Origin of the sequence: Brevibacillus sp. WF146, from assembly GCF_001673705.2 — a bacterium.
Lineage (GTDB): Bacteria > Bacillota > Bacilli > Brevibacillales > Brevibacillaceae > Brevibacillus > Brevibacillus thermoruber.
In genome coordinates this window covers 3,584,708-3,609,769 of record NZ_CP109943.1, presented here as the reverse complement: position 1 = coordinate 3,609,769, position 25,062 = coordinate 3,584,708, and the positions used below count along the sequence as shown (strand labels likewise).

Annotated in this window: 25 protein-coding genes and 1 pseudogene; 20 read left to right on the top strand and 6 right to left on the bottom strand. The window is 61.5% G+C overall.

The genetic code is table 11. The annotated features are described in order from the left end of the window. Nucleotides 1-185 precede the first annotated feature (185 nt). The gene (locus tag A6764_RS17860) at nucleotides 186-542 is read right to left on the bottom strand and encodes a hypothetical protein (RefSeq protein WP_035288586.1); all 357 of its coding nucleotides are present in this window, start codon (nucleotides 540-542) and stop codon (nucleotides 186-188) included. Between the two features lie 273 nt (nucleotides 543-815). Here A6764_RS17860 and A6764_RS17855 point away from each other — a divergent pair, with 273 nt between their 5' ends. The 3 genes and pseudogenes from A6764_RS17855 (at nucleotide 816) to A6764_RS17845 (ending at nucleotide 3,430) form a co-directional block, all read left to right on the top strand. Next, entirely contained in the window at nucleotides 816-1,688 is an 873-nt protein-coding gene (locus tag A6764_RS17855) for a nucleoside hydrolase (protein ID WP_264622307.1), read from the top strand. Further along, a complete protein-coding gene (locus tag A6764_RS17850; RefSeq protein ID WP_029097698.1) occupies nucleotides 1,685-2,629 on the top strand; it encodes a nucleoside hydrolase in 945 nt (314 codons plus the stop codon). Before A6764_RS17855 ends, A6764_RS17850 begins: the two co-directional genes overlap by 4 nt. A gap of 125 nt (nucleotides 2,630-2,754) precedes the next feature. Beyond that, nucleotides 2,755-3,430: pseudogene (locus A6764_RS17845) on the top strand (alpha/beta hydrolase). A 65-nt stretch (nucleotides 3,431-3,495) separates the two neighbouring features. On the opposite strand, the gene A6764_RS17840 reads toward A6764_RS17845, so the two are convergent. After that, nucleotides 3,496-4,500: an iron-hydroxamate ABC transporter substrate-binding protein gene (locus tag A6764_RS17840; protein WP_255309756.1), complete on the bottom strand. Its 1,005-nt coding sequence runs from the start codon at nucleotides 4,498-4,500 to the stop codon at nucleotides 3,496-3,498. A 356-nt stretch (nucleotides 4,501-4,856) separates the two neighbouring features. Here A6764_RS17840 and A6764_RS17835 point away from each other — a divergent pair, with 356 nt between their 5' ends. From A6764_RS17835 to A6764_RS17780, 12 genes are all read left to right on the top strand, one after another. Then, a complete protein-coding gene (locus tag A6764_RS17835; protein ID WP_264622306.1) occupies nucleotides 4,857-6,074 on the top strand; it encodes an anhydro-N-acetylmuramic acid kinase in 1,218 nt (405 codons plus the stop codon). A gap of 22 nt (nucleotides 6,075-6,096) precedes the next feature. Then, nucleotides 6,097-7,644 carry an ABC transporter substrate-binding protein gene (locus A6764_RS17830; RefSeq protein ID WP_065067995.1) on the top strand — a complete coding sequence of 516 codons (1,548 nt, stop codon included), beginning with the start codon at nucleotides 6,097-6,099 and terminating at the stop codon, nucleotides 7,642-7,644. Between the two features lie 70 nt (nucleotides 7,645-7,714). Beyond that, on the top strand, nucleotides 7,715-8,656 hold the full coding sequence (locus tag A6764_RS17825) for an ABC transporter permease (protein WP_065067996.1): 942 nt from the start codon (nucleotides 7,715-7,717) through the stop codon (nucleotides 8,654-8,656). A gap of 16 nt (nucleotides 8,657-8,672) precedes the next feature. After that, a complete protein-coding gene (locus A6764_RS17820) occupies nucleotides 8,673-9,506 on the top strand; it encodes an ABC transporter permease (protein WP_035300571.1) in 834 nt (277 codons plus the stop codon). A gap of 13 nt (nucleotides 9,507-9,519) precedes the next feature. Then, a complete protein-coding gene (locus A6764_RS17815; RefSeq protein WP_029097689.1) occupies nucleotides 9,520-10,737 on the top strand; it encodes a serine hydrolase domain-containing protein in 1,218 nt (405 codons plus the stop codon). An 18-nt stretch (nucleotides 10,738-10,755) separates the two neighbouring features. Continuing rightward, nucleotides 10,756-11,730: an ABC transporter ATP-binding protein gene (locus tag A6764_RS17810; protein ID WP_264622305.1), complete on the top strand. Its 975-nt coding sequence runs from the start codon at nucleotides 10,756-10,758 to the stop codon at nucleotides 11,728-11,730. Continuing rightward, the gene (locus A6764_RS17805; protein WP_065067998.1) at nucleotides 11,727-12,689 is read left to right on the top strand and encodes an ABC transporter ATP-binding protein; all 963 of its coding nucleotides are present in this window, start codon (nucleotides 11,727-11,729) and stop codon (nucleotides 12,687-12,689) included. The genes A6764_RS17810 and A6764_RS17805 overlap by 4 nt, the downstream gene beginning before the upstream one ends. Nucleotides 12,690-12,733: 44 nt before the next feature. After that, entirely contained in the window at nucleotides 12,734-13,639 is a 906-nt protein-coding gene (gene murQ, locus A6764_RS17800) for an N-acetylmuramic acid 6-phosphate etherase (protein WP_065067999.1), read from the top strand. 60 nt (nucleotides 13,640-13,699) lie between these two features. Then, a complete protein-coding gene (gene glcD / locus A6764_RS17795; RefSeq protein ID WP_065068000.1) occupies nucleotides 13,700-15,121 on the top strand; it encodes a glycolate oxidase subunit GlcD in 1,422 nt (473 codons plus the stop codon). Then, nucleotides 15,108-16,448 carry a (Fe-S)-binding protein gene (locus A6764_RS17790; RefSeq protein ID WP_065068001.1) on the top strand — a complete coding sequence of 447 codons (1,341 nt, stop codon included), beginning with the start codon at nucleotides 15,108-15,110 and terminating at the stop codon, nucleotides 16,446-16,448. Before glcD ends, A6764_RS17790 begins: the two co-directional genes overlap by 14 nt. A gap of 403 nt (nucleotides 16,449-16,851) precedes the next feature. Further along, nucleotides 16,852-18,120: a cation:dicarboxylate symporter family transporter gene (locus A6764_RS17785; protein ID WP_065068002.1), complete on the top strand. Its 1,269-nt coding sequence runs from the start codon at nucleotides 16,852-16,854 to the stop codon at nucleotides 18,118-18,120. A 241-nt stretch (nucleotides 18,121-18,361) separates the two neighbouring features. Next, nucleotides 18,362-19,318 carry a Gfo/Idh/MocA family protein gene (locus A6764_RS17780; RefSeq protein ID WP_065068003.1) on the top strand — a complete coding sequence of 319 codons (957 nt, stop codon included), beginning with the start codon at nucleotides 18,362-18,364 and terminating at the stop codon, nucleotides 19,316-19,318. Between the two features lie 92 nt (nucleotides 19,319-19,410). Here the strand turns inward: A6764_RS17780 and A6764_RS17775 are convergent, their stop codons facing one another. Next, nucleotides 19,411-19,857, bottom strand: a complete 447-nt coding sequence (locus tag A6764_RS17775) for a hypothetical protein (protein WP_029097681.1) — start codon at nucleotides 19,855-19,857, stop codon at nucleotides 19,411-19,413. A 292-nt stretch (nucleotides 19,858-20,149) separates the two neighbouring features. On the opposite strand from A6764_RS17775, the gene A6764_RS17770 reads away from it, so the two are divergent. From A6764_RS17770 to A6764_RS17755, 4 genes are all read left to right on the top strand, one after another. Continuing rightward, nucleotides 20,150-20,791 carry a LysE family translocator gene (locus tag A6764_RS17770; protein WP_065068004.1) on the top strand — a complete coding sequence of 214 codons (642 nt, stop codon included), beginning with the start codon at nucleotides 20,150-20,152 and terminating at the stop codon, nucleotides 20,789-20,791. A 69-nt stretch (nucleotides 20,792-20,860) separates the two neighbouring features. Next, the gene (locus A6764_RS22280) at nucleotides 20,861-21,256 is read left to right on the top strand and encodes an NUDIX hydrolase (protein WP_319800814.1); all 396 of its coding nucleotides are present in this window, start codon (nucleotides 20,861-20,863) and stop codon (nucleotides 21,254-21,256) included. A gap of 121 nt (nucleotides 21,257-21,377) precedes the next feature. Then, entirely contained in the window at nucleotides 21,378-21,548 is a 171-nt protein-coding gene (locus A6764_RS17760) for a hypothetical protein (protein ID WP_176703351.1), read from the top strand. A gap of 92 nt (nucleotides 21,549-21,640) precedes the next feature. Continuing rightward, nucleotides 21,641-22,105: a PilZ domain-containing protein gene (locus A6764_RS17755; RefSeq protein WP_029097678.1), complete on the top strand. Its 465-nt coding sequence runs from the start codon at nucleotides 21,641-21,643 to the stop codon at nucleotides 22,103-22,105. Nucleotides 22,106-22,161: 56 nt separating this feature from the next. Here the strand turns inward: A6764_RS17755 and gerQ are convergent, their stop codons facing one another. From gerQ to A6764_RS17740, 3 genes are all read right to left on the bottom strand, one after another. Next, entirely contained in the window at nucleotides 22,162-22,590 is a 429-nt protein-coding gene (gene gerQ, locus A6764_RS17750) for a spore coat protein GerQ (protein WP_035300554.1), read from the bottom strand. Between the two features lie 15 nt (nucleotides 22,591-22,605). Then, complete coding sequence (locus tag A6764_RS17745) at nucleotides 22,606-23,028, bottom strand: cell wall hydrolase (RefSeq protein ID WP_044898364.1); 423 nt, start codon at nucleotides 23,026-23,028, stop codon at nucleotides 22,606-22,608. A 165-nt stretch (nucleotides 23,029-23,193) separates the two neighbouring features. Then, complete coding sequence (locus A6764_RS17740) at nucleotides 23,194-23,757, bottom strand: YqaA family protein (protein WP_029097675.1); 564 nt, start codon at nucleotides 23,755-23,757, stop codon at nucleotides 23,194-23,196. Between the two features lie 316 nt (nucleotides 23,758-24,073). Between A6764_RS17740 and A6764_RS17735 the strand changes: the two genes are divergently transcribed. Continuing rightward, nucleotides 24,074-25,030: a spore coat protein gene (locus tag A6764_RS17735; RefSeq protein WP_051188066.1), complete on the top strand. Its 957-nt coding sequence runs from the start codon at nucleotides 24,074-24,076 to the stop codon at nucleotides 25,028-25,030. Nucleotides 25,031-25,062: the final 32 nt, after the last annotated feature.

Here is a 25,062-nt window from a genome sequence, read left to right as displayed (position 1 = left end):
TGGTGCAGATTTGACAAATTATGAAGAAAACAAAAGACGACACTTTTCGATAAGCGAAAAGCATAGTACAATTCCTAGTATGTACGAACTTGGGGAGTTCGTGACGGCGGTCCAAAACTGTGCAGGAGGGACCGCCTCTTTTTTATGTGTCCAAAAGGTTCCCTCCTGAAGCTGACAACAGGTGTCTAGCCGAAGGAGGGCGGTTTGTGTGCGGGAAAGGTTTCGACCGGCGCAAAGCTGCCGTTGATCAGCGCGTCGATCAACTGCTCGGCGGTCAGCGAGATGGTGATGCCGGGGTCGGGGATGTCGACCTGGAACTTGTCGTTATGATAGCGGTACAGAAGCGTTCCGAGCGGCTGGATCGGGTAGATGGGGATGTCTTGGGCAAGCCGCTGTCCGGTTTTGGCGATCTCCCGGAGCGCCCAGAACAGTTCACCCCAGACGGGCAGGTACGGTTTGCGCTTGTGCCGCCTGAGCACTTTCACGAGATGGACACGCAGGCTGTCCAGCAGCTCCCGGCTCTGGTCTTCCACGGTTTGCATGACGGGCTGCCACTCCTTTGTCGGTGCGCTTGGGGACAGGCTTGCGCGTCGTCCCCGGCGGGCAATGTCCTGCTGTCGGAATTGCCGGCCAATCACTTCTACGCATCAGTGTAAGCCACGCATGGAAGGGACGCAAGAGTGTGAACGCAGAGCCCGTCCCGCAGGTCTGCTGTCCGTCGGCTCATCGTCTCAGACAATTTGACCGATTCAGACCAATTGGGATAGCATAGGGGCAAACGGACTGCCTGAAGCAGAGAAAGAGGGGAAAGCCTGGTGGAGAAACGACAACTTCTCGTCGACATGGGCGCGCGGCGGGACGATGCGATCGCTCTCTGGTGCGCGCTGCGGTGGCCGGATGCGGAAGTGTGCGCCGTTACCTGCGTCGGCCCGGATCAGGAGGAGGCGGCGGCACGTGCGCTGGAGGTGGCGGCCCTCGCCGGGGCAAAGCAGATGCCGGTTGCCAGAGGGGCCGTCCAACCGCTCCTGCGCCGGGGAACGGCCGCGGGGACGGCTCGTCAGGAAAAACGTCTGCCGCTGCCGGACGCCGGCCGGATGCCCGCAGCCGCATCGGCGGCGGAACTGATCGTGCAGACGGCGGAGCAGGCGGAGGGCGGCTTGACGATCGTGACGCTGGGGCCGCTCACCAACCTGGCGCTGGCGGCGGCCCGGGACCCGGAGCTTGGCCGCAAGCTGAAGCGCGTGGTCGCGCTGGGCGGGGCGATTCGCGTGCCGGGCGATGTGACCCCCGTGGCCGAAGCCAATGTTTACGCGGACCCGGAAGCGGCCCGATTTGTCCTGGAAGCGGGGTTGCCGCTGACGCTGGTGCCGCTTGACGCCACCCGGTCCCTGTCCTTGCCTGCGGCTGCGGAAGCCTGGCCAACGCCGCTTGGGCCCGTGACGGACGGGGCAGCCCGCCTCGACGCCTTGGCGGCGATGCTGGTCGCACTGTGCCCGGAAGCGGCCCGGACGGAACGGATGAAACTGGCGGTGGAATGCCAAAGTGCGCTGTCCGCCGGAGCGGTGCTGGCCGATCTGCGGGCCGTTCCCCGCGTCGGAACGGACGTCGACGTCTGCGTCGCCGTGGACGCCGCGCAGGCGTATCCAAGCCTGCAGGCAATCGTTCAGGGAGAGGAGGGCAGCCGATGAGAGAAAAAGTGATCCTGGACGTGGACACCGGCATTGACGATGCGCTGGCGATCTCCTACGCCGTGCACGCGACCGAACTGGACGTGCTCGGCGTGACCACCACGTTCGGCAATATCGCGGTGGAAGAGGCGACGCGCAACACGCTGCAGCTGCTGGAGCTGCTGGATGCGGCGCACATTCCGGTCTTTCAGGGGGCGGCCAAGCCGCTGTTTCGGGAGCTGAAGGAAAAGGCCAAGCTGTTCCACGGCGAAAACGGCCTGGGGAACGTCCAACTGCCTCCCCCGAGGACGGCGGCCCGGCAGGCGAGTGCCGCCCACTTCCTCATCTCGGCGATCAAGGCCCACCCGCATGAGGTTACGGTGGTGACGGTGGGGAGCCTGACCAACCTGGCACTGGCGATCATGGCCGCGCCGGAGATCGTCCCGCTGGTCAAACGGGCGGTCGTGATGGGCGGAGCGGTTACCGTACCGGGCAACCGCACGCCGGTGGCGGAGGCCAACATCTGCGCCGACCCGGAGGCGGCCGCGTACGTCTTCCAATCGGGCCTGCCGATTACGCTGGTGGGGCTGGACGTGACGATGCAGACGCTGCTCACCCGCGACCACCTGCAGGAGTGGAGAAGGCGCGACACGCCGGTCAGCCGCTTTTTTGCCGACATCTGCAGCTTTTACATGGAGGCCTACGCCCGGGCGGGCCATGTGCGCGGCTGCGCGCTGCACGATCCGCTGGCGGTCGGGGCGGTTATCGACCCGACGTTTGTCACGAGCGTCCCGATGCATGTGCAGGTAGACACGTCGGGCGGCCTGTCCGACGGGCGGACGATTGGCGACAGGCGCCCGCAGCCGGCAGCCCCGCCCAACGTCGACGTCTGCCTGGAGGTCGACGCCGGCCGTTTTGTGGAACATTTTTTGCAAAACGTCATGTTCCGTTGTGATGGATGACGAATGGGGCGGGGAACGGTTTCCAAGCGATGCTTGGAAGGATGAAGGGTTGCATGCAAACGAAACGGTCAATCGGGGAGGGATTCGACACGGTGGCTCGCAAAATCATTGAACCATCTGTCACGATGGCCAACGGTCCGGTCAGCCGCGAGGTCACAATCCCGCTGACAACCCAGTGGGTGATGCAGTCGCGCGCTGCGAACCGGGACTATCGAATTGTTGTGGCAGCACCTGAGGAAGAGCCGCCTTCCGAAGGCTATCCGGTGATGTACTTGCTGGACGCCAATGCCGTGTTTGGCACGATGGTGGAGACGCTTTGAGCGCAGGCAGGACGACCCGAGAAGACGGGAGTTGTTCCGGCGGTTGTCGTCGGCATCGGTTATCCGACGGACGATCCGTTCCCACCCGCGCGCCATTGCGATTTTACGCTGCCGGTGCCTGTAACGGAGCTGCCCGTGAAACCCGACGGGACAGCATGGCCGGAACAGGGCGGGGCGGACGTATGTCGCAGGCAGCCCATCCATTCATTGGAACAAGCGCGTCATTCGCGAAGAGGAGCAGCAATTCGTGGCCCGCGTAAAACAAGAAAAGATCGACGTCCGCATCCTGCTCGCGGTGGGGGAATGGGAGAGCAGCCATCCAAGCCGCGTAAACGACAACACGATGGAACTGGCGGAACGCCTGCGGACCCTGGCAGGCCGCGGAGTGCACGTGGAGTTCAAGGAGTTTGAGGAGGAGGGCCATCTATCGCTGCTGCCGGCCTTGATCAGCCGTGCCGAACGGTTTGCATCAAGCGGCTGAAAGGCGGTGTCCCCAACGAAGAAAAGCCGGATACCCAAAGGCGGGTGTCCGGCTTTTTGCGGCCCTTATTTGTTTGCCAGGATTTTCGACACGTCTTCCATCACCTGTTGGCCTGCGAGCAGTCCGCTGTACAACCAACTGCTGTCGGAGCTCATTTCATACACGTGTCCTTTCTTGACGGCAGGGAGGTTCTTCCAGATCGGATTGTTGAAGATTTCCGATGTCTGCTCGGTGTCGCTCTTGACCAGGAAGATGTGATCGGCGTCCAGCTGCGCCAGCTTTTCCAGCGAAACCGGGCTCCATGTCGCTTGCGAGCTGCTGGGCAGATCGGACAGGTACTGCGGGACTTTGATTCCCAGGTCCCCGTACAGAACGGAGCCGCTGGAACGCGTTTTGTCCACCACGTAGAATTGTTTTTGCGTCAACCAGAGAATCGCGACGGATTGGTCGCCGATGGTTTGGTGCAGTTTCGCCTTCAATGCTTCCGCTTTTTGATCGTATTGATTCAGCAGTTGTTCGGCCTCGTTCTTCTTGTCAAGAAGTTCCCCCATCTTCAGAAGCGTTTTCCGCCAATCGCTGTTGATTTCGTCTCCCAGCACATAGGTCGGCGCAATTTTGGAATACGCTTCGTACAGACCGTTTTGTACGGACGAGGGCGAGCCGATGACAATCAGGTCCGGATTAAAACTCGCCACTTCTTCGGGGGGAAGATTGTAACTGATCGTCGGCACTCCCTTCAGTTCCGACTGCAGGTAACCCTGAACCGTTTTGCCGTCTGCCACCGACCATTGGGCGACTGGTTTGACGCCCAAGGCCACCAGCGGATCCTCCAGATACGAGGCAATGATCCGCTGCGGATTGTCCGGAATCGTTACATGATGGCCCATGGCGTCTTGGATGACTCGATCAGATGCCGACTGTTCGCCGGGCTGGCTTGAACCGGCAGAAGCGTTCGGCGAGTGATCGCCCGAATGACTTCCGGAACTTCCGCAAGCTGCAAGCAGTACGCTTACAACCATAATCGCGAGGAAAACCAAGCCCATTTTCATTTGTTTTCGTCCGAAGCGCACGACAAGTTCCTCCTATGTTGATAATGTATGGATGCACGGTGAGGTTTCTCACATCGAAAAAGATAATGATTATTATTATCATTGTCAATATAAAAATGACATCCATCGCAAAAACGTGCGTCTTCTCAAACGTCTCTGTCTTACAAGTGAGCGCGGATCATCGCGAAAAAGAGAGAACGCAGCTAGCTGCGGCGGACTTGCCTGGCAGGTCTGCCGCTTTTGTTTTCTTTCTTGAAATAAAATTTAGTTACTATTAATTGACTCAGGAAATTTTGTTACATATAATGATGATAGCGCTTTAAAGTCTGTATTTTTTCAACATTCTGTTTGTGAAATGCTCGCAAGGAGGTGGCCCAATGGACGGTCAAGCGCAGCGGTGCTACCGGGAGAAACGGGAGCATTTGGTCATCGGATTGATGTCGGGAACCTCGCTCGACGGAGTGGATGCCGCGCTGGTGGCGATCGAAACGGACCAGGCGGGTGCCATCGCCGCGGTCCGTCTCCGAAAATTTCACTACCTGCCGTACTCGGATGAGCTGCGGGAGTGGCTGGCCGAGCTGTGCAGTCCGCAGACGGCCCGAATCGACCGGCTGACCCTGGCCCATTTCGGACTGGCGGAGTGGTACGCCCACGCGGTCAGCGAACTGCTGGAAGCGGCCGATGTCGCTCCCGGCGAAGTGGATGCGATCTGCACGCACGGGCAGACTGTTTGGCACGTCGCCGGCCGGGCGCCGTTTCCCGGTCCGGCGGGCACGACGGACATCCGGGCCTCCCTGCAGATCGGCGAGCTGTCGACGCTGGCGGAGCGGACCGGGATTCCCGTCGTCGGCAATTTCCGGGCGCGCGACCTGGCGGCGGACGGCGAAGGGGCGCCGCTCGTTCCGTACGCCGATTACGTCCTGTTTCGGCACGGCGAAAAGGGGCGGCTGCTGCAAAACATCGGCGGGATTGCCAACGTGACCGTGCTGCCGGCGGGTGCTTCCATCGACGATCTGGTTGCCTTTGACACCGGACCGGGCAACATGGTGATCGACGAGATCGTGCTGATGGCGACAAACGGCCGGCAGCGCTTCGACGAGGGCGGCCGGATGGCAGCCGAAGGGACGGTCTGCGCCGAACTGCTGCAGGAGCTGCTGGCTGATCCGTACTACCGGCTGGAGCCGCCGAAAAGCACGGGGCGGGAGACGTACGGTCGGGCGTTTGCCGAGAAGCTGTGGGCCGAGAAAGACGCGCGCGGCCTCTCCGCCGCCGATCTGGTGGCCACGGCGACGGCGCTGACGGCGGCCACGATTGCAGCGGCGTACGAATCGTTTGTGCTGCCGGCCACGCCGGTGCACGAAGTGATCGTCTCCGGCGGCGGCGCCCGCAACGAGACGCTGCTCCGGATGCTCCGGGATCGCCTGCCGGCGGGCATCCGGCTGACGACGACGGACGCGTACGGCGTCCCGGACGACGCCAAAGAGGCGATGGCCTTTGCCATTTTGGGCCACGAAACGCTGATGGGCCGGCCGAGCAGCGTGCCGTCCGTCACCGGGGCCAAACGGGCGGTCGTCTTGGGAAACATTTGTTATTGAACCAAAACAGGGGGGAATCAACGTGAAAAAACGGGCATGGGCAGGTATTTTCCTGTCATTTTCCTTGCTGCTTTCCGCCTGCAGCGGCGGAGGCGGCTCTGCGAGCGATACGGCTAATCCGCAGGCGGGGCAGCAGGGCGGAAGCGGCAAGACCGAGCTGGTCGTCGCGGCGGATCAGGACCCTGTCGGCTTTGATCCGCACAAGGTGCCGGCCGCGTCCAGCGTCCGCGTCTACGCACTGGTTTACGACGGCTTGACCCGGCTGGACGAAAACCTGAACGTCACCCCCAGCCTGGCCGAGAAGTGGGAGATTTCCCCGGACGGCAAAACGGTTACCTTCACCCTGCGCAAGGGCGTGACGTTTCACAACGGGCGGGAGATGACGGCGGAAGACGTCAAGTACAGCTTTGAGCGGATTCTCAATCCCGAGACCGGCTCCATCGCCAAGTCGTACTTCGCCAGCGTGGACGCGATCGAAGCAAAAGATCCGGTCACGGTCGTGTTCAAGCTGAAACACCCGGACGCCGCCTTGCTGACCAACATGGCCAGCTCGTTTGCCGCGGTCGTGCCGAAAGAAGTGGCTGACCTCAACAAGGAAGCGGTGGGAACGGGACCGTTCATGCTGGAGAAAAACGAGCCGGGGCAGTACGTGCTGTTGAAGAAAAATCCCGACTATTTCCAAAAGGGTCTGCCGAAAGTGGACGCGATCAAGTTCCAGATCATGAAGGATGAAGCGGAGCGGCTGGCCGCGATCCGCTCCGGCAAGGTGGACATCACCAGCGTCTCCGCCGACTCGGCCACGCTCCTGGATGGCAAGCCGGGCGTGCAGGTGAAAAGCTACCAGTCGCTGGAGTACAGCTACCTCGGCATCAACGTGAAGAAAAAGCCGTTTGACGACCCGCGCGTGCGCCAGGCGATCAGCTATGCGGTGGACCGCAACCAGATCGTGCAGACGGTGTGGAAGGGACAGGCGTCGCTGACCGGGCCGATCTCTCCGGCTGCGGCTAACTGGGCGCTCGATCCCAATACCTACGACAGCTACAAGCAAAACCTGGACAAAGCGAAGCAGCTTCTGGCGGAGGCCGGCTACCCCAACGGCTTTGACACGGTGATCGAGACGGCTTCCACCTATCCGGACATGGTGGAGACGGCGCAGGTGCTGCAGCAGCAGTTGAAAGCCGTCGGCATCAACGCCAAGATCAACCAACTGGAGTGGGGCAACTACATCCAGACCTGGAAGTCCAAGGACATGTCGCTTCTGGTCGGCCGCAACACGTCCGGGACGGACTCCGACCGCTCGCTGCGCTTCTTTTTCCACACGGACGGCTCCGCCAACGTCTGGAACTACTCCAACCCGCGCTTTGACGAACTGGTCGTCAAAGCGCTGCAGACCGTCGACCAGACCGAGCGGAAGAAGCTGTACGACGAGGCGCAGAAGCTGCTGGTGGAGGACGCGCCCAACCTGTTCCTCGCTTCCCCGAAGAGCTTTTACGCGGTCCGCGACAACGTGTCGTTCCATCCGACGGCGGCGGGCGAATCCACCGCGCTGCTCCAGGCGTCCGTCAAATAGCGCAGGAAGCGCCAAGGAAGCCGGGGAGCCGCCGTCTCCCCGCTTCTTCTTTTCCGAGGAGGGGTAATACGTGGGAAGCTATGTCATCAAACGCATCGTCGGCCTTGTCCCCATCCTGTTCGGGATCTCCGTGCTCGTCTTTACCATCCTGCATCTCGTGCCGGGCGACCCCGCTTCCATCATGCTGGGGACCAACGCCACGCCGGAAGCGATCGCCGCCCTCCGCACACGCATGGGGCTGGATGAGCCGCTGATCACCCAGTACCTGTCCTGGCTGGGCGGTTTGGTGAAAGGGGACTTTGGCGTTTCCGTCCACACCGGCGAGGAGATTCTGCCGCAGATTCTGAAGCGTTTTTCGATCACGCTGCAGCTCACCCTGTTCGCCGTGCTGATCGGCTGGACGATCGCCATCCCGCTGGGCATCCTGTCAGCGATCCGCGTCCACTCGAAAACGGACATCGTCGTGCGCATCGCCACCCTGCTCGGCATCTCCGTTCCCAACTTCGCCGTCGGGACGCTTTTGTTGCTCGTGCTGTCGCTGTATTTCGGCTGGTTCCCGCCGATTGACGTGGTCAGCTTTTGGGAAGATCCGGGGGAGGCGCTGCAGGTGTTTCTGCTGCCGGCGGTCACGATGGGCATCGTCATTGCCGCCGGGGTGCTCAGGATGACGCGCTCGGCGTTTCTGGAGACGATGGAAAAGGACTTCATCCGCACCGCGTGGGCCAAGGGAAACAGCATGTGGACGGTCGTGTTCGGCCACGCCCTGCGCAACTCGTCCATTCCGATCGTGACCATCGCCGGCATGCAGATCGGGTACCTGCTGGGCGGCTCGGTGATCGTGGAGCAGTTGTTCTCCATACCCGGTCTGGGTCAGTACGTGCTGGAGGGCATCTACCAGCGCGACTACCCGGTGGTGCAGGGAGGCGTGCTGTTTGTGGCGCTGGTGTTCGTTCTGGTCAACCTGCTGATCGACATCATCTACACCTGGATTGACCCGCGCATCAAGTACTAGCGAGGAGAAATCGTTCATGAGCACATTTCGCCGACGCTTTCGGGAAAACAAAACCGCCGTCGTCTGTCTCGCCGTTCTCGCCGTTCTGGCTGCCGCTGCGGCGCTGGCGCCCGTCATCGCCCCGCACGATCCGACGCAGATGTTTCCGGACCACCGCATGGAGGGCAGCTCCGGCCAGTTTTGGCTGGGGACGGACCAGTTCGGCCGCGACCTGTTCAGCCGGATTATCTACGGCGCGCGGGTATCGCTGACCGTGGGCCTTTCGTCCGTGCTGCTCAGCGCCGCGTTCGGCACCTTGTTCGGGCTGATCGCGGGGTATTTCGGCCGCTGGATGGACAGTTTGATCATGCGGGTGATGGACGTGTTGTTCGCCTTTCCGGAAATCCTGCTGGCGCTTGCCATCGTGGCGGCGCTGGGACCGGGCACGAGCAATACGATTTTGGCGATCGGAATCGTCAACATTCCGGTGTTTACCCGGACGGTGCGCAGCGCCGTCCTGTCCGTGAAAAACCTGGAGTTTGTGGAAAGCGCCCGGGCAATCGGCGCGGGAACGCCGCGCATCCTGTTTCTGGAGATATTTCCAAACGTGACGGCGCCGCTCCTGGTGCAGGCGACCCTGGCCATTTCCGGCGCCATCCTGACAGAATCGGCTCTCAGCTTTCTCGGATTGGGCATTCAGCCGCCCGACCCGTCATGGGGCGGGATGATTTCCGAAGCGCGCCGCTACATGGAGCTGGCGCCGGGGATGATCGTTTGGCCGTGCGTCGCCATGACGGTCACGATTCTCGCCTTCAACATGTTCGGCGACGCGGTGCGCGACATTCTCGATCCGAAGCATCGGAAGAGATAAGGGGGGAGAGCGGATGGACAAGGAACGAATCCGGCGTCAGCTGGCGGAAAGTCTGGACGAAGGCATCGCCCGGGGGATTTTTCCCGGAGGCGTCGCCAGCCTGACCATCGGCGACGAGCCGCCGATGGTGGTCGTCCGCGGAAGCCTCGGGAGGGGAGAACAAACGGCTCTCCCGTCAGCGGAAACCGTCTACGATCTGGCTTCGCTGACCAAGGTGATCGTCACCCTGCCGCTCGTGCTGTTGAGCGTGCAGACGGGGAAGCTGTCGCTCAGCGATCCCCTGGAGATTCACCTGCCGGAGTGGGAACGGGCGGAGGACCCGCGCAAGCGGCGGATTACCCTCCTGCACCTGCTGACCCACACCTCCGGCCTGCCGGCATGGCGTCCGTACTATCTGCTGGCGCGCGGGAGGGACGACTACCTCTCCCTGATCGCCGCCGAACCGCTGGCGGGCGAGCCGGGCAAACAGGTGATCTACAGCGATCTGGGCTTCATGCTGCTCGGCTTTCTCCTGGAGCGCATTTGGGACGAACCGCTGGATCGGTTGGCCGAGCGGCTGATCTTTCAGCCGATGGGCATGACGGCGACCGGGTACCGTCCGCTGGCGCGCGGCGTCGACAGCCGGCTGATCGCCCCGACGGAGGACGGCAACGCGTACGAACAGGACCTGTCCCGCCAGCAGGCGGAGCAGATGACGGCGGTCGGACATCCGTACGCCGGGCGGCTGCGGGAGCGCCTGGACCGCTTCGCCTGGCGGGAGGGGATCATCCGCGGCACGGCGCATGACGGCAACTGCCATTACGGCCTGGACGGGGTGAGCGGCCACGCCGGCCTCTTTTCCACCGCGCAGGACGTGGAGCGCTACATGCGGATCTGGACGTCCGCCGACGCCCAGGTGCGCCTGGACCCGGTTCTGCTCTCGTTTGCGGCGGGCTGCCGGACCGGCCGGCTGGCTCCGGCGCGCGCGTTGGGCTGGGAGGCGTCCGCCCAGGCGGGACCGCTGGAGGCGGCGGCCGCCGGCTGCACGGGAGGGGATCTGCTGTCTCCCGGCGCCTTTGGTCACACCGGGTTTACCGGCACGTCGATCTGGTGCGATCCGGTCCGGGGGGCCACGCTGATCGCGCTCACCAACCGCGTCCATCCCGCTGTCAGCCCGCTGATGCCGCGCTGGCGAAAAGCGTTTCACAACCGGGTCTTGTCGCTCGTCAGCGGGTCAACCCGAACATCCTGAGGAGAAGGGGGAAACGCCATGGCACCCATGTTGGAAGTGGAGCACCTGAGCACCACGTTTGCCGAAGCCGGCCGAACGCTGACGGTCGTCGAGGATGTCAGCTTTTCCGTCGAAGCGGGGGAGACGCTGGGCGTCGTCGGCGAATCCGGCTGCGGCAAAAGCGTCACCAGTCTGTCCATCATGCGCCTGTTGGGCAGCAGCGCCAAGCTCGACGGCAGTATCCGGTTTGCCGGCACGGACGTGCTGCGGCTGTCGGAAAAGAAGATGCAGTCGATTCGCGGCAACCGGATCGCGATGATTTTTCAGGAGCCGATGACCGCGCTCAATCCGCTGCATCCGATCGGCAGGCAAATCGCCGAGCCGCTGCGCCGCCACCTCGGATTGTCGCGGCGGGAGGCGGCGGAGCGGGCCGTCCATCTGTTGAAGGAAGTGGGCATCCCGCGGGCGGAGGAGATCGCCGCGGAGTATCCGCACCAGCTCTCCGGCGGCATGCGGCAGCGGGTGATGATCGCGATGGCGATGGCCTGTCAGCCCCAACTGCTGATCGCCGACGAGCCGACCACGGCGCTGGACGTGACGATTCAGGCGCAGATTTTGGAGCTGATGAAAAAGGTGCGCCAAGAGCACGGCACCGCCATTTTGCTGATTACCCACGACCTGGGCGTGGTTGCGGAGATGTGCCACCGCGTCATCGTCATGTACGCCGGCCAGATCGTGGAGGAAGCGGACGTGCAGAGCCTGTTCGCCGACCCCAGGCACCCCTACACGGTCGGCCTGCTGCGCTCCATGCCGAGCATCAGCGGCGAACAGGAACGGCTGCAGGCGATACCGGGAGCGGTGCCGCTCCCGCACGAAATGCCCGCCGGCTGCCGGTTTGCGCCGCGCTGCTCCAAGGCGATGGCGATCTGCCGCGAGCAGATGCCGGAACTGTTCGTCGTCTCCGCGACGCAGAAGTGCCGCTGCTGGCTGTACCGGGAGGAGGGAGAAGCGTGAGTCAGCCGCTGCTGGAAGTTAGGGGCTTGAAAAAATATTTTCCGGTCAAAACGGGCTTCTGGGGCAGGGAAAAGGTGGTGCGTGCCGTGGACGGCGTTCACCTGACCGTCTATCCGGGAGAGACGCTCAGCATCGTCGGCGAGTCCGGCTGCGGCAAGTCGACGACCGGCCGCTGCATTCTGCGCCTGATTGAGCCGACGGAAGGGGAGATCCTGTTTCAGGGTCGGGACATCCGCGCGCTGAACGCCGCCGAGCTGCGCGCGGCTCGCCGTGACATGCAGCTCGTCTTTCAGGACCCGTTCGCCTCGCTCAATCCGCGCAAGACCGTTGGCCAAATCCTGCAGGACCCGTTGATCGTTCACGGCATCGGCACGCCGGCCGAGCGGCGGAAGCGGGCGGAGGAGATGATCGAGATCGTCGGACTGACCAGACAGCATCTGGACCGCTTTCCGCACGAGTTTTCCGGCGGACAGCGGCAGCGGATCGGCATCGCCCGGGCGCTGATTCTGCGGCCCAAGCTGGTCGTCGCCGACGAGCCCGTCTCCGCGCTGGACGTTTCCATCCAGGCGCAGATTCTCAATCTGCTGAAAGACCTGCAGCGGGAGTTTCAGTTGACCTATCTGTTCATCTCCCACGACTTGAGCGTGGTGCGCCACATCTCCGACCGGGTGGCGGTCATGTACCTGGGCAAAGTGGTGGAAGTGGCGGACAAGACGGCGCTGTACGAACGGCCGGCCCATCCTTACACGCAGGCGCTGCTCTCCGCCGTTCCCGTTCCCGATCCCACCCGGGAGGTGAACCGGATCATCCTGGAAGGGGATTTGCCCAGTCCGGCCAATCCCCCGTCGGGCTGCCAGTTTCATCCGCGCTGCCGTCACTGCATGGAGGTGTGCCGGACGACCGTGCCGCCGCTCAAGGAAGCCAAGCCCGGCCATCTGGTCGCCTGCCATCTGGCGTAAATATCCGCGGCGGAGGAAGCAGATTGAGGAGGTTGGGAGAGAAGATGATGGAAAAACTGGAGGAATTGACCACCGAATTGCCGAATGAAGAAACGCAGCAGTTGGATCGGCTCTCCGTGCGGGAAATCCTGCGCCTGATGAACGAGGAGGACAAAAAAGTGCCGTTCGCCGTGGAACGGGTGCTGGACCAGGTGGCGGACGCGGTGGAACGGATCGCGGCGTCGCTGGAAAACGGCGGGCGGCTGTTCTACTTCGGCGCCGGCACGAGCGGCCGGCTGGGTATCCTGGACGCGTCCGAATGCCCGCCGACGTTCGGCACTGACCCGGAGCTGGTGCAGGGCGTGATCGCCGGCGGCCCCGCCGCGATGGTCCGGGCGATCGAAGGAGCGGAAGACAGCCCTGAGCTGGGACGGCAGGACGTTCACACGTACGGGGTAAAGGCGGGAGACGTCGTGGTGGGCATCGCCGCCAGCGGCCGCACGCCGTACGTGATCGGCGCCCTCCGGGAAGCACGCAGACTGAATGCGGCGACGATCGCCCTCTCCTGCAACGAACACGCCGTGATCGATGCGTTTGCCGACGTGGCGATCAACGTGGTCGTCGGGCCGGAAGTGCTGACCGGTTCCACCCGGCTGAAGGCGGGGACGGCGCAAAAGCTGGTGCTGAACATGCTGACCACGGCAACGATGATCAAGCTGGGCAAGGTGTACGGCAACCTGATGGTAAGCGTGCAGGCGACCAACGTCAAATTGCGGGAGCGGGTGAAGCGGATCGTGATGGAAGTGACCGGAGCCAGCTATGCGGAGGCGGAGCGCCTGGCCGAGCTGGCGAACGGGGACGCCAAGACAGCGATCGTGATGAAGCTGACCGGACGGGGAGCGGAAGAAGCAAGACGGCTGCTGGACGAAGCCGGCGGCAGAATCAGGGACGTGCTGGATGGGCTGGGCTAACCACCCGGCGGATCGGCACAACGATTCCATGATGGTGAAAAAGCGGGAGGGAGGATGGCCATGCTGCCCCAACATGTGCGAGACCGGCTGCGGGCGATCGTCGGAGAGGCCCACTGCCTCGACAGACCGGAAGCGCTCGTCGCCTATTCCTATGACGCCACGCCGATGCACCAGGCGCTGCCGGACGCGGTCGTGATGCCCAAAGACACGGCGGAAGTACAGCAGGTGATCAAGACGGCGGCGGAAGCGCGCATCCCCGTCGTCACGCGGGGAGCCGGTTCCAATTTGTGCGCGGGAACGGTTCCGGTCGGCGGGGGAATCGTCCTCGTGCTCAACCGGATGAACCGCATTCTGGAGATTGACGAACAAAATCTGACGATTACCGTGCAGCCGGGCGTGCGCACGGCCGACATCCATCAGGCGGTGGAAGCACGCGGCCTGTTTTACCCTCCGGACCCGGGCAGCATGGTCGTCTCCACCATCGGGGGGAACATCGCGCTCAACTCCGGAGGCTTGCGAGGACTCAAGTACGGGACGACCAAGGATTACGTGCTCGGCCTGGAGGCGGTTCTGCCCAACGGCGAGGTGATCCGTACCGGCGGGAAGCTGATGAAAGACGTGGCCGGATACGACCTGACCAAGCTGCTGGTCGGCAGCGAAGGCACGCTGGCGGTGATCACCGAAGCGATTCTCAAGCTGATTCCCAAACCGGCCGTGCAGCGCGTCATGCTGGCGACGTTTGCCAACCTGACGGAGGCAGCCCGGACGGTCTCCGACATCATCGCCAGCCGGATCATTCCGGCGACGCTGGAGTTCATGGACCAGGGGACGCTCCGGGTGGTGGAGGATTTCAAGCGGATTGGCTTGCCGACGGACGCAGCCGCCATGCTGCTGATCGGACAGGACGGAGATCCGGAAACGGTGGACCGTGACGTGGAGCGGATCGCCGCCATCTGCCGGCAAAACCGGGCGGTCCAGGTAAAAGTGGCGACGAATGCCGAGGAGGCGGACGAGGTGATGACGGCGCGGCGCAGCGCGCTGGCCGCGCTCTCCCGGCTCAGGCCGACGACGATTCTCGAAGACGCCACCGTACCCCGCGCCGCGATCACGCCGATGGTGGAAGCGATTCAGCGGATCGCCGCCGCATACAACGTGCAGATCTGCACGTTTGGCCACGCCGGGGACGGCAACCTGCATCCCACCTGCATGACGGACGCCCGCAACCCCGACGAGATCGAACGGGTGGAACGGGCGTTTGAAGAGATATTCGCCGCCGCCATCGAACTGGGCGGCACCATCACCGGAGAGCACGGCGTGGGCATCGTCAAGGCTCCTTATCTGGAGTGGAAGCTGGGGGCCGCCGGCGTCGAGGTGATGAAGGCGATCAAACGGGCGTTTGATCCGAACAATCTGCTGAATCCGGGCAAAATGTTCGCCCGGGAGAGCCGGAACAGAGTGGTGGTCAACCATGCACAGCGCTGACTGGAAAGCGGCGCTCGATTATGAGGAACTGTCCAACTGCATGCGCTGCGGCTTCTGCCAGCCGGCCTGCCCCACCTTTCGGGAGACCGGCTACGAGGCGGCCTCGCCGCGCGGCCGCATCGCCTTGATGAAGGCGGTGGCCGACGGCATCCTGGAGCCGGATCAGGACGTCGTCGACCAGATGAGTCTCTGCCTGGGCTGCCGCGCCTGTGAGCCGGTCTGTCCGGCCGGGGTGAAGTACGGAAAGCTGATCGAGCAGGCGCGGGAAGCAATCGAACGGAAGCGCGTCCATCCGTGGCCGGTGCGGCTGCTGCGCTGGCTGGCGTTTCGCCAGCTCCTTCCGCGACAGGACCGCCTTTACCTCGCCGGCAGGCTGCTCCGCTTCTACCAGCGCTCCGGCCTGCAGCGGCTGGCTCGCAGGCTGGGCCTGCTTCGCCTCCTGCCCGCGCAGATGCGGACGATGGAAGCGGTTCTCCCCGAAGCGGCGGGAAAGGGATTGACAGAGGCGGTGGGAACCGTCGTACCCGCCAAAGGGGAGAAGAAGCTGCGGGTCGGCATGTTTCGCGGCTGCATCATGGACGTCCTGTTTCAGAAGACCAATGTGAACACGGTCACACTGCTGGCGGATGCCGGATGTGAAGTGGTGATTCCGCCTGGCCAGGCGTGCTGCGGAGCGCTCCACGCCCACAGCGGGGAGCGGGAGCAGGCGCGTCAGCTCGCCAGGCAAAACATCGCCGCCTTCAAACAGGCGGACGTGGAGCTGATCGTCTCCAACGCGGGCGGCTGCGGAGCCATGCTGCAGGAGTACCACCATTTGCTGGAGCACGATCCCGCATGGGAGGCAGACGCGGATTGGTTTGTCCGACACGTGCGGGACATCAGCGAAGTGCTGGCCGGGCTGACGGGGACGCCCCCTCTGCAGCCGCTGCCCAAGCGCATCACCTACCAGTCCTCCTGTCATTTGCGCAATGGCATGAAGGTGACCAAAGAGCCGGTGAAGTTGCTGCAATCCATACCGGAGGCGACGTTTGTCCCGCTGTTCGAAGCGGACCGCTGCTGCGGCTCGGCCGGCATCTACAACCTGGTGCAGCCGGACATGGCGGGACGGATTCTGGACGGAAAAATGGGCCACGTGGCTGCGACGCGTGCGGACATTCTGGTCACGTCCAACCCCGGCTGCCTCCTGCAGATGAAAGCGGGCATCGAGCAGGCGGGACTGGGAGACCGGATGGAGGCGGTGCACCTCGTCGATCTCCTGGCGCGTGTGCGGCGCGACGCGGAAACAGAAGGGGAGCGTCCTTCCATCGACGCCGTGACGCAAATCTGATTCACAGCCGGATGCGGCAGAAAACCTGAACAAAGCGGTCTGGATCGGCATGTTCCGATCAGACCGCTTTTGCATGTTCAGCAAGGCGGCGGGAAACGACAGAAACGGCCAGTCCATACGTTATCGTTCGACAATGTTCTGCCCGACATATGGAAATCAAAAATAGTAACAAAATATAAAAGAATACAAAATCGGTGACTTTGAAAAATTCATGTTACTATAAAATCCACGGCTTCATTTCGACTGCAGGCCTACGTAACCGCTTTAAAGAAGGAATCTTTTCACATTGAGCCGGTCGAGACGTGTCTGGTAAGATGGGTGTGGATAATCGACAAAATTCGACAATTATTTGTCGATTTTTTGTGCGATATAGATTATAAAGAAAGGATAGCGAGGTGTCAGGATGAAACGTTATGGACTGGCCATTCAAATTGTCATTGGTCTCTTACTCGGTATTCTTGTGGGCGCCCTGTTCTACGGGAATCCTGCAGTAGAAACCTACCTGCAGCCGATTGGCGATGTGTTTATCCGCCTGATCAAAATGATCGTCGTGCCAATCGTCATCGCCACCCTGATCGTGGGGGTAGCCGGCGTGGGCGACGTGAAGAAGCTGGGGAAAATCGGCGGGAAGACGATTCTGTATTTTGAAATCGTTACCACGATTGCCATTATTGTCGGTCTGCTGGCAGCCAACCTGTTCCAGCCGGGTGTCGGGGTGGACATGTCCCAATTGACCAAGACCGATATCCACAAGTACGTGGAAACGGCCGAAACCTCCCAGAGCCACGGCTTTATTGAGACTTTTGTCAACATCGTACCGAAAAACGTCTTCGAGGCAATCGTCAAAGGGGACATGCTGGCCATCATCTTCTTCTCCGTCCTGTTTGGGCTCGGGGTAGCGGCGGCCGGAGAGAGAGGAAAGCCGGTGCTGAATTTCTTCCAGGGCGTGGCCGACGCCATGTTCTGGGTGGTAAACGCGATCATGAAATTTGCGCCGTTCGGCGTATTCGCCCTGATCGGCGTAACCGTTTCCAAGTTTGGTCTCTCGTCGCTGGTCCCGCTGGGGAAACTGATGATTCTCGTGCACGCCACGATGCTCTTCTTCGTGGTTGCGGTGCTGGGTGTGATCGCCCGCATGAGCAGCATCTCCATCTTCACCCTGATCAAAATCCTGAAGGACGAACTGCTGCTGGCATACTCCACGGCCAGCTCCGAGACGGTTCTCCCGAAGATCATGGAAAAGATGGAACGCCTCGGCTGTCCGAAGGCGATCACCTCTTTCGTGATCCCGACGGGGTATTCGTTCAACCTGGACGGCTCCACGCTGTACCAGGCACTGGCGGCCCTGTTCATCGCCCAGATGTACGGGATCGACATGCCGCTCAGCACGCAGATTACCCTGGTGCTGGTCTTGATGGTCACCTCCAAAGGGATCGCCGGCGTTCCCGGTGTCTCCTTTGTGGTACTGCTCGCCACCCTTGGTTCGGTGGGCATCCCGCTTGAAGGACTGGCCTTTATCGCCGGGATTGACCGTCTGCTGGACATGGCCCGCACGGTGGTCAACGTCATCGGCAACTCGCTGGCTGCTGTCGTCATCTCCCGCTGGGAAGGGCAGTTTGACCAGAACAAAGCAAAAGAGTATATCCGTGAAACCACGTCACAAGTGGCGTAACGCGTTACACGCCCCCTGCAGAATGCCTTCTGCGGGGGGCTTTTTTGTTGTGTCGGCACCCCCGGGAAACCTGCCCGAAGGCGGAGAATGTTGCAGCGGATGCTCTTCGTTCGGGCCTGCCGCTCGGAAAACGTTTCGCGGCCGGCGATGCTCCAGCAGGAATGCAGCCGTCATCTGCCGAAGGGATAGGGACGAATGGGTTGGCAGTCTGCAGCAGACCCAGCATGCGAGGAGGAAGAACATGAAAACAGACAAGTACAGCGTCGGCGTGATCGGCGCCGGCGTCATGGGAGAGCGCATGATGAACGCCCTCTGTTCACACGAGCGGTTTTGCGTGACAGCCGTCGCGGACGTCTCCCTCGACCGGGCAAAAGAGGCGGCACGACACGCGGGAGGAGCCTCGTGGCACACCGATCACCGCGAACTGCTGGCCCGGGAAGGGCTGGATCTGGTGTATCTCGCCGTTCCCCCCAAGTTCCATCATCCGATCGCGCTGGACGTGCTGGCGTCGGGCCGGCATCTCCTGTGCGAAAAGCCGCTCGCCAACACGACAAAGGAGGCGGAGGAGATGCTGCGGGCGGCAAGGGCGGCCGGGGTGATCCACGCCATGCACTTTCCGCTCTACTACCGCCCCGTCTATGCCGAGCTGAAACGGCGGCTTGAGGCGCTGGGCACCATCAGGCGGATCGACATCGTCACCCATTTTCACCAGTGGCCCCGTCCGTGGCAGCAGACGGCGTGGCTCTCCGGCCGCGAACAGGGCGGATTCATCCGGGAAGTCCTGCCGCACTTTCTCCATCTCACGCAATCGCTGTTTGGGCGGCTGCGGGTCGTCCGTTCCGACGTGGAATACCCCGCCGACCCGCTGGCCTGCGAGGTGGGCGTGAGCGCCCTGCTGCAGGTGGAAGACGGGACGCCGGTGACGATCAACGGGTTGAGCGGGATTGCCCGCCAGGAGCATTTGTCGTACACCGTCTACGGGACGGAAGGCACCCTCTCCGTGGTCAACTGGGGCACGCTCCTGGCAGGCGGTCGAGGCGAGCCCCTTGCCGAAGTGCCGCTCCCTGATGAAAATCGGCTGCATCAACTGCTGGACGAGCTGGCCGCCGCCCTGGATGGCCGCGAAGCCAGACTAATCGGATTTGAGACGGGGGTGGAGGTGCAAAACGTGCTGGACGCCCTGCTGGATTTGTCATAAGACGCCGCACCCGAATGTCCGGGCGGGCCCCCGGCTGCAGGAAAAGAGCACTTCCGTTCCGGAAGTGCTCGCTTTATTTCGACGCGGAGGCGTCACGGCCGGGCCAAAGCGATGGTGATCGCCACCTCGTCCGTGTCCGGCCGCCGTTCCGTTTCGATGATTTGCCAATTGGGGGAGATCGTCGAGCGGAGCCACTCGACGTCCGCCTGTTTCAGCCTGATTCGCTCCAGATAATCTTCATGAACCGCGTAGTCGCGCTCTGCCTGCTGCTGAAACTTCAGGGAGAGCAGGGTTTTGATTCCGTTGAACGTGGAAAATTTGATCTGATAGCCGTCGCGGACAGCCCGCTCAAACAGGTCCCATTGGCTTTGGGACAGATCGAGAAGATGCGCGAAATCAAAGCGGCCGTCTTCGATTTGTTGGAACGGGCGGATATCTCCGCTTTTGAACCGGTCAATGATCTCCTGATCCTCAGTCCCGTGCGCGCGCAGTACCTCAAGCAAAATCGCTTCCCACTGTGACAGTTTGACGTGTGCCATGATAACAGCCTCCTTTTGTGCGGCGTGTCCGATGCCTCTCTTCTCCTTGTTCACCAATCGGCCCGATCATTCCTGCCTGATGACGAACGGATCGGCGGGGCGCAAAAAGAGCGGCGCGTCAAAGAGCGGAGCGGCGACTACCGCTTCCGGCCGGCGCGGCCCTTGGGCTGGATGCGGACCTGGACGCTGCCGGGGACGTTGTCGGGATGGCCGAACAGACTCGACACCCTTTTCATTTTATGTCAGAATATTGTCAGTTTAGCTGACTTGAAAGGGGGAGAGGGATCTTTCGATGAGTTGGTTTGTATCCGGGTTTTTCCTGTCGCTTTCCCTCTGCCTGGATCTGGGGATTGTCAACGTCGCAATTTTGCGGGCCGGTGTTCAGCGGGGAATGCTTCCGTCCTTTCTGATCGGAGCCGGTTCCAGCTTCGGCGATCTCTTCTACGCCCTGCTGTCCATGGCAGGCATGTCGCTGTTGATGAACAATCTCTATGTCCGCTGGGGGTTGTGGCTCGGCGGGACGGTTATCCTCCTCTCGATGGCCTGGAGCATGATCAGGGAGTTTCGCCGTCCGAAAATGATTGATCTGGACGAGCGGAGCGGACAAGAACCGGAACACCGCCAAGGCTGGAAGGATTTCACCTGGGGATTGGGGCTTGCGCTCGCTTCGCCCTCGGCCATTCTCTGGTTCGCCACGGTCGGCGGAAGCGTGATCGCGGCCTCCCAGGGCCATTCAGCCAGTTCGCTGTTGTTGTTCTTTTCCGGATTTTTCACGGCTTCCGTCCTCTGGTCGCTGTTTATGGCAGGGGTGTCCAGTCAGGGAGGAAAATGGCTGGGACCGCGCCTGGTTCGCGGGTTCTCCCTCTTGTCCGCGCTGCTCTTCCTGTTTTTTGCGGGCAAGGTGTTCCTGGACGGCTGCCGTACGCTGTTGTAAGGGCGAGACAAGTCTGAGCGAAAACGGGTGAGAAAACGTGAACGACGAAATGCTTGACATCTATGACGAATCGGGCCAGCACACCGGAGCGGCCCCGCGCGGCGAGGTCCACCGCTGCGGACACTGGCACAGGACGTTTCACTGCTGGATTTATCGCCGGGACGGCATCCGGCAAAGGACACCTCGCCCGACAAGCTGGACATTACTTCCGCCGGCCACCTGCTCGCCGGTGAAGAGCCGCGGGACGGGGTCCGTGAACTGGAAGAAGAACTGGGCCTGTCTGTGCCGTACGAGCGGCTAAATCCCATCGGCGCGGTCAGGGACGTATCCGTCGAGCCGGGAATTGTCGACAAGGAACTGTGCCACGTCTACGCGTACGAGTGCAATCAGCCGCTGGAGCGCTACCGGATTCAACAGGAGCCGGGGCCGGTTCGGCACCGGCTGGGAAGGCCCAACAAGGCTTGATTTTTCCCTGCGTATGACCTATAACGAATCATGTAGGAAATGGTGCCAAACAGGATCGCTTCCGGGCATCATCTGTGCTGCCCTCCCATATAGTGGTACTAAATGGGAGGAGGAATGCAGCGTGTGGGCTTCGTTATACGTCTTCTTCTTTTTCATGCTCATTGTGTGGGGCGTGGTGGAACTCCTCTTGCGGTTGATCCGTCGCGATTCGATCATACACGACAAGAGCCAGTTGTGGGAAAAGTTTCCGCTTACGCTGCAGGACATGCACTACCCGACAAAGAAAAAGTAAAGAAGCGCCGGCTCATCGGCGCTCTTTTCCTGTACGTCGGCAGAGGATGTCTGACATGATCGCTTTCATACCGCCAAGCAGGGGTGAACGTCGTGGATCGCTGCGTCACTATGCAACAACGGGAATATTTCCGTCTGAAACTGGACCCGCCTCTGTGCGCGGACATGACCATCGTCATGATCAAAGGAAAGACGCTGGAAGTCGGCAGCACCAAAGTGCTGATTGAAGACATCAGCGGCGGCGGGCTTCGCTTTCTGACCCACCTGAAGCTGCCCGTCCACGATCAGCTCGTCCTGCAGTTTGACACGGAAGTGTTTTCGCAGTGCCTGCAGATGTACGGACACATCGTGCGCAGCGCACAGTGGGACGTCGGGATCAACGAGTACGCGGTCAAATTGACGATGGAAGAAGCGGTGCACCGGGAAATCAACCGGGTGGTCAATCGCTTGGCCATCCGCCTGAGGCAGAAAGGGGCGCTGCCCGACGGTTCGTTTTTGCAGGGGGACAGAAGGGAGTACCTGACCGCGATCCGCTTGATGGAGGAGCAGTGGATGTGAACACGCCAAAACCTCATCCCAGGCGGATGAGGTTTTTGGTCGGACGGTCGACCTATTTACCGAGCGGTGGGCGGCAGCGCCGGCGGCACGTAGTTCAGCTCTTCGTCCGTTGTGATGTAGTCCGTGTTGACCATCAGCAGCAGATAGCGTCTGCCCGTTTGCGGATCGCTGAGGATGATGTGATCGCGTCCCGCGGCTTCCAGGCGGCCCCGGAAGATTTTGGCGTTCCATTGGGTGTTGTTCTCGAACGTTTGGTAGACGGTGATTACTTTGCCCAGATTCAAGCGGAGGATGTTCTCGATGTAGGACTCCTCTACGAACTGCCCCGGCGCCAACGGCGTTCCGGGGATGAAGGACCCGCTGGGCGGCATCGGCATCGGCATCACCTGCTGCTGCTGCTGTGCCGTCGGATACGGATAAGACGGCGACGCATACGGATCGACATACGGATTCGCATAAGGCGGGTAAGGAAATTGCTGGCTCATGATGACCTCTCTCCTTTAGTAAACTCGTGGACAATCTTGCGGGGTAGGTACAAAGAAGCAGTGCGCTTTGAAGCGTCCTGCATTTCGTTGATTATACCACTGGGGCGGACAGTTTCCGGCCGGCCGGAAGAACCACAGCGCGTTTGAGGCAGGGTGCTGCCGTTCGCCGTTGATGTTGCGTCTGGCCAATCGCCTTTCCTTGTCCCGGGCGCGCTGGTAAAAGTACGGCTTTTGCACCGCTTCGAAGCCGCCAGGCGATTGGAACACCATCTGGCTCATCGTGCGGATGCCGCGAAAGTCAAGGCAGTTGGCGAGGATGCGGTTGACGCCGACGTTGCCGACCATCAGCATGCCCAGGACCCCTTCGCCTTCTGCTTCGGCGCGCATCAGTCTTGCCAGCATGTCTACATCCCTGCTGTTCGCTTTAATTACGGCCATTGCTTCACCTCCTCCGAAAACTCACACTTACAATATACGGACGGCGCGCCGGTAGGTGAATGTCCCGCCATTTTTTTGTCGGCGCTGCCATGCCCCGTAGCAAAAAGACGCGCCTCGCAGCAGCTCTGCGAGGCGCGTCTTGCTTTTCACGCCGGGTAGCGGCGGTTACGCCGATTTTTTTCGCTTTTTCCAAATTAGCCAGACAATGGCCACCAGGGCGCCGATTCCGAGCACGGTCACCTCCAGGTAGTTGTCCAGCAGCACCTTGGCATGTTTGCCGTAGAGGTGGAACAACAACCCGATGAGGAAAAACTTGATGCCGCGTCCCAGGATGGCAAACAGCATCAGCTTCGTCAGCGAGTAGTTGAACACGCCGCTCAAAATGGTAAAGACTTTGAACGGAATGGGCGTAAACGAACCGATTAATACGGCGGCATCGCCATTCTTGGCAAATTGCTCCGTCGCCATCGCCGTCCACTTCTCGGGAAGCAGCTTTTGCAAGAGCGGTTTGCCCAGCCATTTGCCCAGCATGTAGCCCACCGGCGCCCCGAGGATGGAACCGGTAAACGCAACGGTGGCGTACCGCATGGCGGAAGCGGGATCGATCAGGCTCATCCCGATTTGCAGAAAAAAGGGCGGGACAGGCACGATAAACGAGTCCAGAAAGGCGAGGCCAAACAATCCCCATATGCCGTACTGCATAAAGATGTGCGTAATTTGTTCGAGCATGAGCGTCTCCTTCAGGAGGTTTTCCTCGTCTGTCGCTTTGAGAAGAACCAGCTTCTGCGAAAGGACTTCATCCGGCGTTTTTCTTCATTATACAGGAAACAGAAGGGTTTCTGTAGTTATATCCTATGACAGGCTCTCTCCAGACAGAATGATTTTTGGTGCGGTGCAGCCATGCTTTTCCGACAAGGTATTACGTGGCTGAAGCCGAAAGGTTACCCTCCATTTTCCAGATACCTTTGTGTTTTTCTCGTGCGCTTCTATCCGCTGGCCGTTTCGGACATACTGTTAGGGATTTGGAAAAAAGGAGGAAACCGTCATGATGCAACCTCATCCGTACGGAGCACATGAAGTGATGGAACTGCATGAGGCGCTCACCTGCGCGATCGACGCGCTGAACACGATGCAGTTGTACACTCCCTATATCCGCGACCCGGAACTGGCCCAGCTTGTCAGCTACCAGATGCAGTTCATGCAAAACGAATACAACAGCATGGTACATACGGTACACGGGCTGGGAGCGGGCGACAGCCTGCCGTACCGGCCCAGCACGCAGGCGTGGCGGACGCAGGCCCCGCCATCGTCCGCCGCGGCCCAACCGCCAGCGGCTCCACAGCAGGCCGCTTCTCACCAGCCCAATGCCCACCCGGATCAGATGGACGATCACGATGTGGCGTCAGCCGTGCTCGGCCTGCACAAGGCGGGGGCCAAAGCGAAAATGGCCGCGGCGCTGGAGGCGGCCCATCCGCACCTGCGCGGCATGCTCTTGCAAGGGGCGGTCAACTGCGCCCAGCAGGCCTACGACGTGTGGCGGTACATGCAGCGGAAGGGCTACTATCCGCTGGCGACGCTGCGGGAGGAGACGAGCGCCCAACTGCTGCGCGGCTATCAGCCGGCAGCCGTGGACGGACAGATGGCGATGTCCGAGCAGGTTCCGCCCTTCGCGTCCGTCCAGCCGCAGACACGGCCGGCCGTCGACAGCGTGCTGACGAATGCGGTCGATCCCGGAGTGGCCGCCGTGCAGCAGACGCCGCCGCCGTCGTCCCTGCATGCCGGCGGAGCGGCGGGCCAGCCGGTCAATGCCAGCCAGATATTTTCCTCCTCCGCCTATCGTCAGGAGCATGCCGGCGTACCGGCAGGCGAAACGGCGATGATCGCCGGACAGGACGCCGCGATGACGGCGGATCTGACGGGAGAAATGTCCCGTGAAACGGAGGAGCGGCAGGCAAAAAGGCGCAAAAAGGATACGCCTCCCGATTCGTCGGTTGGTCAATAAGTTCCAGATCGGACGTTGACGATGGGAAAGAT

What these genes read in the sequence shown, in the direction of transcription:
- gerQ (WP_035300554.1), bottom strand. Translation starts at nt 22,590, where the DNA reads ATGAGCCAGCAATTTCCTTACCCGCCTTATGCGAATCCGTATGTCGAT.
- A6764_RS17775 (WP_029097681.1), bottom strand. Translation starts at nt 19,857, where the DNA reads ATGGCACACGTCAAACTGTCACAGTGGGAAGCGATTTTGCTTGAGGTA.
- A6764_RS17735 (WP_051188066.1), top strand. Translation starts at nt 24,074, where the DNA reads ATGATGCAACCTCATCCGTACGGAGCACATGAAGTGATGGAACTGCAT.
- A6764_RS17770 (WP_065068004.1), top strand. Translation starts at nt 20,150, where the DNA reads ATGAGTTGGTTTGTATCCGGGTTTTTCCTGTCGCTTTCCCTCTGCCTG.
- A6764_RS17740 (WP_029097675.1), bottom strand. Translation starts at nt 23,757, where the DNA reads ATGCTCGAACAAATTACGCACATCTTTATGCAGTACGGCATATGGGGA.
- A6764_RS17835 (WP_264622306.1), top strand. Translation starts at nt 4,857, where the DNA reads ATGGACGGTCAAGCGCAGCGGTGCTACCGGGAGAAACGGGAGCATTTG.
- A6764_RS17850 (WP_029097698.1), top strand. Translation starts at nt 1,685, where the DNA reads ATGAGAGAAAAAGTGATCCTGGACGTGGACACCGGCATTGACGATGCG.
- A6764_RS17815 (WP_029097689.1), top strand. Translation starts at nt 9,520, where the DNA reads ATGGACAAGGAACGAATCCGGCGTCAGCTGGCGGAAAGTCTGGACGAA.
- A6764_RS17780 (WP_065068003.1), top strand. Translation starts at nt 18,362, where the DNA reads ATGAAAACAGACAAGTACAGCGTCGGCGTGATCGGCGCCGGCGTCATG.
- glcD (WP_065068000.1), top strand. Translation starts at nt 13,700, where the DNA reads ATGCTGCCCCAACATGTGCGAGACCGGCTGCGGGCGATCGTCGGAGAG.
- A6764_RS17745 (WP_044898364.1), bottom strand. Translation starts at nt 23,028, where the DNA reads ATGGCCGTAATTAAAGCGAACAGCAGGGATGTAGACATGCTGGCAAGA.
- A6764_RS17790 (WP_065068001.1), top strand. Translation starts at nt 15,108, where the DNA reads ATGCACAGCGCTGACTGGAAAGCGGCGCTCGATTATGAGGAACTGTCC.
- A6764_RS17785 (WP_065068002.1), top strand. Translation starts at nt 16,852, where the DNA reads ATGAAACGTTATGGACTGGCCATTCAAATTGTCATTGGTCTCTTACTC.
- A6764_RS17810 (WP_264622305.1), top strand. Translation starts at nt 10,756, where the DNA reads ATGGCACCCATGTTGGAAGTGGAGCACCTGAGCACCACGTTTGCCGAA.
- A6764_RS17860 (WP_035288586.1), bottom strand. Translation starts at nt 542, where the DNA reads ATGCAAACCGTGGAAGACCAGAGCCGGGAGCTGCTGGACAGCCTGCGT.
- A6764_RS17820 (WP_035300571.1), top strand. Translation starts at nt 8,673, where the DNA reads ATGAGCACATTTCGCCGACGCTTTCGGGAAAACAAAACCGCCGTCGTC.
- murQ (WP_065067999.1), top strand. Translation starts at nt 12,734, where the DNA reads ATGATGGAAAAACTGGAGGAATTGACCACCGAATTGCCGAATGAAGAA.